Genomic DNA, 9,079 nt, shown 5'->3' with positions numbered 1-9,079 from the left:
ATAGCGTGGGTTCGATTCCCATCACCCGCTTATAATTAAGAAACACCTGTCTATTATAGATAGGTGTTTTTTTGTATCGTTACATTCGAATGGATACAATAGAACATAGGATTTTAGTTGAGGGGGATGTAGCTATGTTTGAATTCGAAGCTAAATTAGTGCGGCCTGATGCAAGCGGGAGCTGGACTTTTCTTAACGTCCCTTTTGATGCCGAACAAATATTTGAAACAAAGTCCAGAATACAGGTAAAAGGAAGTGTAAATGGAATCCCCTATAGAGGAACGCTTATGCCCCATGGAAACGGAAAGCATTTTATGGTGGTAAAGAAAGAACTAAGGGATCTAGCCAAAGCTCAACCTGGTGATATTGTGCGTATGACGATGGAGCAAGATCATCAATTACGGGAGGTAGAAGCCCCAGAGGATTTCCTTGATGCGCTGAGTAGCCATGAGCAGGCAGAAGCTTATTTTAACGTTCTAGCTTATTCTTATCAGAAGGAATATGTGTCTTGGATCGAAGCAGCGAAAAAACCTGAAACCAGAGCATCTCGTATCGATAAATCAGTCAGTAAACTGGGTGAAGGCTTAAGGCTTAAATAAGAGTATAAAGAAGTGCTTAGCAGGCTGAATAGATGAACAGCGTCCTCTTCCATAAGATTGGAAAGGGACGCTGTTAATGTTGGTGATATGTGCGAGTTGGCTTAAATAAGAACGGCTACCTCACCACAATTCACAAACTTAATACTTTCGATTTTTACTGATAACTCACCTGAAGGTATAGCAAGCTGACATGTACTGCCGATCTGAGCTAACAGCAACTGCATGCCAATAGGCGAGAACATTGAAATCTTGTTATCATTGGGTTCTGCCTGGTTTGGAAATACGATGGTGTAGGTATCTGTAGTATTGTCGTCTAAGTAGCGTAGCTGAAGCTGACTTCCAATCAATACGAGTGAATTCAATTCTTCACCATTAAAACGGGAAAGTAATTGTTCCAGCTCGGAGCAATAACGGGACAACAGCGTTTCAGCATTACTTCTTTGTTTGCTTCGTTCCGGGAAATACTGATTTAGAAATGCGATTTTTTCCTCATCAAAATAAATAAGCTGCTGGACCAATTGTGTCCTTGAGCCTTCATAAATTAGACTATGGTTCATAGTAGATTTCACCCCCTCTAAGTAGCACATTCTTTGCAAATTTGTTATGACGCGTTGCCATAGTACAATCCCTCCTATACAAATAGAGGTCCCCCAGAGGGAACCTTCTGATCAGTATAACAGCTTCTATATGTAAATCCAATCCATTTTGCAAAGGCAATTAATTCTTACTAAATATTGTATTTAAAACGTTTGACTATTGTATAGTTGGGTGCTATGATAGGCTGATGTTATGGGCATTTCGTAGAAAACTGCGGAATGCCTATACTATATTTCGAAGATAAATTTACATTAAATGTTACCAGGGGAGTGATACGCCATGTACATTTCGTTGAGTTTACCTATAGAATCTAGACATAAAAAGTAACTAAAATTTATTAAAGGAGAGATCAGGATGATTCAAGTAAAAGAGTTTGTAGATGCTGATAATTCGTATGCTGAGAATAAAGCTAATGAGTTCTTGGCAGGGCTGCGTGAGGAACAGGTTGTGAATATCTGTTACGGTTCGGTAGTTAAATCTTCACGTGATGGGGCAGAGCATCAAAGAAGCAGTATACTGGTCGTGTATAAGACAAATGAAGGGCAATAACTGGAATACTTTTTTTTCGTGCTTATCTGTTGTCTCCACACTATGCATCGTGATTGTTCTAATATATTATATGTTTTAGCTTTTCTTATTAAAAAGAGGACCTTTCCCATCTACAGGTAAAGGTCCTCTTTGATTATATAAGTGCATTTACAGTCTTATATACCGTCTGGAACGGATAATCCTAAACCGGAAGCGATACGCTGTCCCAATTCCGGATCAGCTTTATAGAAATGAACAATTTGGCGAAGTTTAATATCGTTACTTTCAACGGGGGTCATAGCACCTACGATATTTTGAACAAGACGGATACGCTCTTCTTCACTCAACAGGCGATACAAGTCACCAGGTTGTGTATAGTGATCGTCACTATTATAGGAGACACTGTCGGCATTTCCAGATACTTCGAAGGGTGAGGTTTTGTATTGTGGTGCTTCTTTAGGTCCACCTAGGCTGTTAGGCTCGTAATAAGCACCGGATCCGCCATTGTTGCCGAGTGCCATGCCACCGTCACGTTGATAGTTCTTCACTTCTACTTTTGGACGGTTGATAGGCAGGCTGTTATGGTTAGGACCTACACGGTGACGATGAGCATCGCCGTAAGCAAACAGTCGACCCTGTAGTAATTTATCAGGAGAAGCTTCAATACCAGGGACGAAAGAGCCAGGCGAGAACGTAACTTGCTCTACTTCCGCGAAGTAGTTCTCTGGATTGCGATCCAGTACCATGCGGCCAACCTCAATTAATGGATAATCTTTTTGCGACCATACTTTTGTTACATCGAATGGATCAAAGCGGTACGTCTTCGCATCTTCGATCGGCATTATTTGCACGTAGAGTTTCCACGCAGGGAAATCTCCTTTATCAATAGCATTGAACAAGTCTTCTGTATGATAATCTGGGTTCTCCCCAGCTATTTTTGCGGCAAGATCTGGAGCAAGGTTCTTAATGCCTTGTTCTGTTTTGAAATGATATTTCACCCAGACTGCATTTCCTTCGTCATTTACCCACTTGAAGGTGTGGCTTCCGAACCCATGCATATGTCTCAGCGTAGCTGGAATCCCGCGATCTGACATCAAAATAGTCACCTGATGTAGAGATTCCGGAGATAAAGACCAGAAGTCCCAAACCGCATTAGGGTTCTTTAAGTGAGTCTGTGGATCACGTTTCTGTGTATGAATAAAATCAGGGAACTTGATTGCATCACGAACGAAGAATACAGGTGTATTGTTACCTACGAGATCATAGTTTCCTTCTTCCGTATAAAATTTCACAGCAAAACCACGAGGGTCCCGTACAGTATCAGCAGAACCTAGCTCCCCAGCAACCGTAGAGAAACGGATGAACATGGGTGTGCGTTTGCCTACCTCAGATAAAAAATTAGCTTTTGTATATTGAGTTAAATCCTGAGTGACCTCAAAATACCCATGAGCGCCAGCACCCTTAGCATGAACGACACGTTCAGGAACACGTTCTCTGTTAAAGTGGGCTAATTTTTCAAGCAGATGGACATCTTGCAGCAAAGTAGGACCACGATCACCGGCTGTCATTGAATTCTGATTGTCGCCTACTGGAGCACCCCAGCTGGTCGTAAGATTATTATTATTGGAGCTCATTAATAGAATCACCTCGTAAGATTTGATTTTAGATTTAGTATAAGTTCTATATTAATGTTTTTTGGGGAAAATGCAACACTTTTTGATTAATTGACACATTACAGTATGTGGTAATCGTCGTCCCATTCAGATATATATGATAGATAGAGTGATTAATTACTAAGCAGAGTTAAAAAAGAAACAGCGCACCTCTACCATCACTGGAGGGTACGCTGTTCTATTTTGATATAGGAATATCCGTTTTCTGTACTTAGTTTTTAATGTACATTCTGTTATAGTATTCATCCAGCATTCTTTTGGTGGCAAATTCGGTGCGAGTGGTTTCGATACTCTTCTTCATCATTTGTACCCACTGTTCACGATTCTCATAATAGGTTGGGAGTACTCGATTCAATAGGGTGTCGTATAGCGCATCACTATCATGCTTATCCAGAACCTCGAAGTCAGTTGTCTCGAAGCCATCTCCAATCTGCCAGCCATTCTTGCCATCTATACAGGCTTCCGGCCACCAGCCATCTAGAATAGAGCAGTTCAATACCCCGTTCATGGCTGCCTTCATCCCGGAGGTACCACTTGCTTCCAGTGGTCTACGAGGATTATTGAGCCAAATATCAGAACCGCGTGTCAGCTGTGCGCCGATAGTCATATCGTAGTTTTCTAAGAAGACAACACTCTTCGGATATTTTTTCATCATCGCCACTAAATTGCTGACGATTTTTTTGCCGTTATCATCGAGTGGATGAGCTTTGCCAGAGAAGACGATTTGTATTTTGCCGGACTCCAGATAAGGCTCAATAATGTCCGGCTGCGAGAAGATCAGGTCACTGCGTTTATACGGAGCAGCTCTGCGTGAGAAGCCAATAAGTAGATTATCAGCATTGAGGCTAATGCCAGAGCGTTCTTTAATAAAATCAATCAGTTCACCTTTAATTTCCTGATGCACTGCCCATAAATCGCCATTTTCTTCGTAGGCTTGGGTCATTCTTTCATCAACCCAGGTAGGCGTATGAATCGCATTAGTAATGCCGATGATATCCGATCTTCCGGCAACCTCTTTCCACATCTTATTGGCTGTATCCGCATGAAGCTGAGCCACGGCATTGGATATTCGGGAGAGGCGCAGACCGGCAACTGTCATGTTGAAAGGCTCACCACCGATTCGCTCCATCTGATCACGGGTTAAACCATTAAATGCACTCATATACTCTAAGCGGTCGAGGGGATGGGTTTCGTTGCCTTCTTTGATTGGGGTATGTGTAGTGAACACAACCTCTTCCCGAGTAGCTTTCCAAGCTTCCTCAAAGGTGTTGCCTCCGGACATTTTCTCTCGGATTAGCTCGATAGCTGCAAGGGCTGCATGGCCTTCATTGAAATGATACACATCAATCGGTATGCCTAGCGCACGCATAGCTTTTACTCCACCGATTCCAAGTACGATCTCTTGTGCGATCCGTTCCTCGCCGAACCAGCCGTACAGTTGTCCAGTAATCCAGGCATCATTATTCTCGGGGATATCCGTATCCAGTAAATACAACGTGCTGTTGCCAAAATAATCAGTCTTCCATACTTTGCACACCACATCGGTCTTTCTGACTTTAACGGTTACTTTCACCCCTGTATCTTCAAGAAAATCATAAACATAATTGTGATAGGAGTCGTACGGATTACCATTCGCATCAATTTTTTGATCCGTATACCCTTGTTTCCACTTCAGCCCGATAGGGATAATAGGAGCATTGATGTCCTTAGCTCCCTTAATGTAGTCACCGGCGAGAATTCCAAGCCCTCCGGCATACATTTTAAAATCGGAATGTAACCCGTACTCCATACTGAAATAAGCTACTGTTGGTAATTTTTGTTCGTTCACTTGATAAGCCTCCTAATCGCGGATTAGATTGAATTGCAGTAAAGCTGCTGGCATTATCTACGATGCAAACGTTTGCTCAAAAAACAGCCAACAATCGTTGTGGAAGCGATTGCACCATCATTCTAGCACACTTTATCTATAAAAGCATAACGTCGATTTGGTGAAAATAGCCAATTAGGGGTAAAATCAACGGAAGTGATTGATAAAGTGAAGGGAAGACCCTAAGATAAAGAGATTGAAGAAATAATTACTGGTGGTGTTTAAGTTGGGTATAGTTGTGATTGGAAGCATAAATATGGATATGGTAGTACGTACGAGCCGGGCACCGAATGCAGGAGAAACGCTTATGGGACAAGTATTTGCTCTATCTCCCGGTGGAAAGGGAGCGAATCAAGCCGTTGCCGCAGCACGTCTGGGTGCTGAGGTTAGTATGATCGGCAGCATCGGAAAAGATACCTTTGGAAGCGAAATGCTGGAGATTATTAAGCAAGAAGGTATTCATATAGAACATATCTCAATGAGTGAAACTGAGGCAACAGGTGTAGCTTCAATCGTTATTGAAGAAGATGGAGAGAATCGGATTATCGTTGTACCCGGAGCGAATATTGATCTATTTGCAGAGGATATACAGGCGTTAGAGGCTGTAATTAGCCAGGCTGAGATGATAGTGATGCAGCTTGAAATGGAACTGGCGATGAGTGAGCATGCTATTGCCATTGCACATCGTCATGGAATTCCGGTCATTCTGAATCCGGCACCAGCTAGAGTACTTAAAGACGAGATGCTGGGTCAAGTATCGTATCTGACACCTAATGAGACGGAAGCGGGAATTTTGACTGGAATGACTGTAGATAGTTTAGAGACTGCTGAGCAGGCAGCCCGTATTTTGCTGCAAAAAGGTGTTAAAAATGTGATCGTAACCTTGGGATCTAAAGGTGCACTGATCGTTAATGCTGAAGGCGCTAAGTCAGTTCCTGGATTCCCGGTTAAGGCGATAGACACGGTTGCTGCCGGAGACTCATTCAATGGGGCATTAGCCCAGCAATTGGTCTTAGGCAAAACGTTGGAGGAGGCAGTGAGCTTCGCTAATGCTGTTGGAGCACTGGCTGTAGGGAAAGAAGGCGCGATCCCATCGCTTCCGCAATTATCAGAGGTCGAACAGTTTCTAAAATATGTATCGGCAGTAAAATAAACAATACAGAATCTATAACAGACGACTGGATAGGGGCTGAAATAATGAGCAGGACAGTAATCGTAAAAAATGTGATCATTGGCGAAGGAATCCCTAAAATATGTGTTCCGTTGATTGGAGCTACCTTGTCTGAACTGAAACAGGAAGCCGAATCATTAAAAGAGCTTAGTCCCGATTTAGTAGAGTGGCGGACGGATTTTTTTGATGAAGTTGAAGACGTAGAGGCGGTCAATTCAGCACTAAAAGAAATCCATTCTGTAATTCCGGAGTTACCGCTGATTTTTACTTTTCGGAGTGCCAAAGAAGGTGGCGAAAAGCAGGTTAGCAAGGAGTACTACATTGCATTGAATACTGCTGCAGCCGAAAGCGGGCTGGTAGACATAATAGATATTGAATTATTTAATGAGGAACAGGATGTAAAGCTGCTAGTCGAGACTGCTCATACCCATAATGTGTCTGTCATTATATCCAATCATGATTTTCATGGAACCCCTTCTCAAGAGGAAATCATCTCACGACTATGTAAAGCACAGGAGCTTGGGGGGGACCTGCCCAAAATTGCCGTGATGCCTAAGGATGCGGGGGATGTACTGACTTTACTAGAAGCTACCCATATGATGAAAGAACAATATGCAGATCGCCCAATTATAACGATGTCTATGGCTGGAGCTGGGGTAATTAGCCGTCTAGCCGGTGAAATATTCGGTTCAGCGCTTACCTTTGGAGCGGCACATAAACCATCTGCACCTGGGCAGGTAGCTGTAGTTGAGCTGCGAAAAGTACTGTCACTGCTGCATAGCAGTCTATAAGAGGGATCAGCAAGGTTCCAGATAAAAGAAATAGAGCGGCGACCGGATTTCCGGTGCCGCTCTTTTTTATTATTTTGCACCCGTGTATACGTGAACGGCATCTCTTAAGAACGCTGCAAGTCCAGGGCGATGCTTGTCGTAGTACTTGCTAAAACGCTCATCATCAACATACATTTGTGCAACACCGGCATGTGCCTCTTTGGAATAGGAATCCCAGTAGAAGGAGAGCCACTGGCGGTGCAGATCAGCACTTTTTTGCGCCAATACACTGGCAGGATCTCCATGCTCCATCGCTTGAACAAGGGACTCAAACATTTCCTCCTCAAGCTGCTGTATAGCCGCATATTGTTCTTCTGTCATACCTTTAAGCTTCTTGTTGGATTGATCTACAGTGCTGTCCCCGTATTTCTCTCTAATTTCTTGACCGTATTTCTTCTCGTTGTCTTCTACCAGCTTTTGTTTAAAGCCTTCAAATTTCTCTGCGTCACTCATAGTCATTCTCCCTTCTTGGTGAGCTAGCGTCTGTTCGACGTTAGCAATGAGTAGATCTAATTGATGTCTCTTTTCAAGCAGCTTGTCATGATGCTCCCGTAGTGCCTTGGCTCCGTCGAAAGACGGTTCGGTCATAATAGCTTTGATACGTTCCAGACTCAAGCCAAGCTCTCGATAAAATAAAATTTGCTGCAGTTGATCTACTTCGGTGCGGCCATAGATACGATACCCCGAGGAGTTGATTCTCGCCGGCTTAAGAATGCCAAACTCGTCGTAGTATCGCAGGGTTCGCGTACTGATTCCAGCTAGCTCAGCGAGCTTCTGTACTGTGTATTCCGTAGTATCACCTCCCACAAATTCAATGTACACCTTTACGTAGCGTGAAGGTCAAATGTTTTTTTAGGGTATCCCAAACAGCGGCAGTTACCCGCTGAAGATCATTGGGAAGACTGCCGCTGCTATGATTTGCTGATGTTTGAAGTTATTTTTGACCCATCTGCGCCGCAAAATAATTCTGTAATTCCTCTAATTTCCGAGGATCAGCTAGGGTTGTTTTGTCTGAGAAGTAGTGTTCGAGAACAAGGTCCCAGGTAGGTACTATTTTTTGTGAGTTCATCGCTTTAATGGCAACTTTGACCGTCTTACGTTCTTTGGCATTAGAAAAGGTATCTACGTAATGCTGTGAGCGCTCAAAATCCAGATCCTTAAACACAGCGCGGAAAATCTCTGAAGTCATCTTTGCATCATCCAGCGCCCGGTGAGCAGATCCGGAAGGTTCAAGTTCAAATAAAGCCATTGCGCTTTCCACGCTGACATCATTACTTAGTCCTCGAGCCCGAAGCACACCCTTCAGTAAATCGAAATACGTTGCGGACATCCAGTAGGAGTCGTCCATCTTGTGCATACGTACATCCTGAATGATTCGTTTCATGTCTTCGCCACCCCAAGTAAGCAGCAGCACTCCATCTGTACTTAGATCAAGCCACTCTCTAAAAGCAGTGATGACTTTCGGGAATCGGGGTGCGATGTCGATTTCCTCTTGGGGAATACCGGTTTTTTTCTTAATAAAAGAATTAAGGGTGGAGAAATATATGGGTTTGATCAAGGAAGAAAATTCATCCTTATACTGCAATGAAGAGTCTAACCGGACGGCTCCAATCTCAATGACCTCCATAGGGTGCTCGCTGGCAAACTTACGGCCGTTGAATTCGATGTCCAGAATAATATAATCCACAGGTACTTGCCTCCGTTCCATGACTGACGCTGTAGTGCTTAATACGTCGACTACTCTATTTTAACAAAAAAAGCGATGTAATGGGGAGTATGGGAACAAGCTAATATTAGAACATAAAAAAAGAACC

The 9,079-nt window shown here is 43.2% G+C and carries 9 protein-coding genes; 4 read left to right on the top strand and 5 right to left on the bottom strand.

What is annotated here, in order from left to right:
* The first annotated feature begins 134 nt into the window (after positions 1 to 134).
* Entirely contained in the window at positions 135 to 599 is a 465-nt protein-coding gene (locus tag CA598_RS04115) for a YdeI/OmpD-associated family protein (RefSeq protein WP_179283580.1), read from the top strand.
* A 101-nt stretch (positions 600 to 700) separates the two neighbouring features.
* Here CA598_RS04115 and CA598_RS04110 read toward each other — a convergent pair whose 3' ends face one another.
* On the bottom strand, positions 701 to 1,156 hold the full coding sequence (locus CA598_RS04110; RefSeq protein WP_060625163.1) for a GreA/GreB family elongation factor: 456 nt from the start codon (positions 1,154 to 1,156) through the stop codon (positions 701 to 703).
* 394 nt (positions 1,157 to 1,550) lie between these two features.
* Here CA598_RS04110 and CA598_RS04105 point away from each other — a divergent pair, with 394 nt between their 5' ends.
* Entirely contained in the window at positions 1,551 to 1,745 is a 195-nt protein-coding gene (locus CA598_RS04105) for a sporulation protein Cse60 (RefSeq protein ID WP_042184993.1), read from the top strand.
* Positions 1,746 to 1,900: 155 nt separating this feature from the next.
* Here CA598_RS04105 and katA read toward each other — a convergent pair whose 3' ends face one another.
* Together katA and glgP are read right to left on the bottom strand one after the other, a co-directional pair.
* Positions 1,901 to 3,358: a catalase KatA gene (gene katA, locus CA598_RS04100; RefSeq protein ID WP_094870734.1), complete on the bottom strand. Its 1,458-nt coding sequence runs from the start codon at positions 3,356 to 3,358 to the stop codon at positions 1,901 to 1,903.
* A 250-nt stretch (positions 3,359 to 3,608) separates the two neighbouring features.
* Entirely contained in the window at positions 3,609 to 5,225 is a 1,617-nt protein-coding gene (gene glgP, locus CA598_RS04095; RefSeq protein WP_094870735.1) for an alpha-glucan family phosphorylase, read from the bottom strand.
* Positions 5,226 to 5,478: 253 nt separating this feature from the next.
* On the opposite strand from glgP, the gene rbsK reads away from it, so the two are divergent.
* Positions 5,479 to 6,417 (top strand): ribokinase, encoded by a 939-nt coding sequence (gene rbsK, locus CA598_RS04090; RefSeq protein ID WP_306440452.1) that lies wholly within the window; start codon positions 5,479 to 5,481, stop codon positions 6,415 to 6,417.
* A gap of 44 nt (positions 6,418 to 6,461) precedes the next feature.
* On the top strand, positions 6,462 to 7,226 hold the full coding sequence (gene aroD / locus CA598_RS04085; RefSeq protein ID WP_094875501.1) for a type I 3-dehydroquinate dehydratase: 765 nt from the start codon (positions 6,462 to 6,464) through the stop codon (positions 7,224 to 7,226).
* Positions 7,227 to 7,295: 69 nt separating this feature from the next.
* Here the strand turns inward: aroD and CA598_RS04080 are convergent, their stop codons facing one another.
* The gene (locus CA598_RS04080) at positions 7,296 to 8,072 is read right to left on the bottom strand and encodes a MerR family transcriptional regulator (RefSeq protein ID WP_094875499.1); all 777 of its coding nucleotides are present in this window, start codon (positions 8,070 to 8,072) and stop codon (positions 7,296 to 7,298) included.
* Between the two features lie 127 nt (positions 8,073 to 8,199).
* A complete protein-coding gene (locus tag CA598_RS04075) occupies positions 8,200 to 8,952 on the bottom strand; it encodes a 3'-5' exonuclease (RefSeq protein ID WP_094870739.1) in 753 nt (250 codons plus the stop codon).
* Positions 8,953 to 9,079: the final 127 nt, after the last annotated feature.

Source organism: Paenibacillus sp. VTT E-133291, from assembly GCF_002264395.1.
GTDB lineage: Bacteria > Bacillota > Bacilli > Paenibacillales > Paenibacillaceae > Paenibacillus_AQ > Paenibacillus_AQ nitricinens.
The sequence above is the reverse complement of the archived record's forward strand: the minus strand, read 5'-3'. Positions and strand labels throughout refer to the sequence as shown.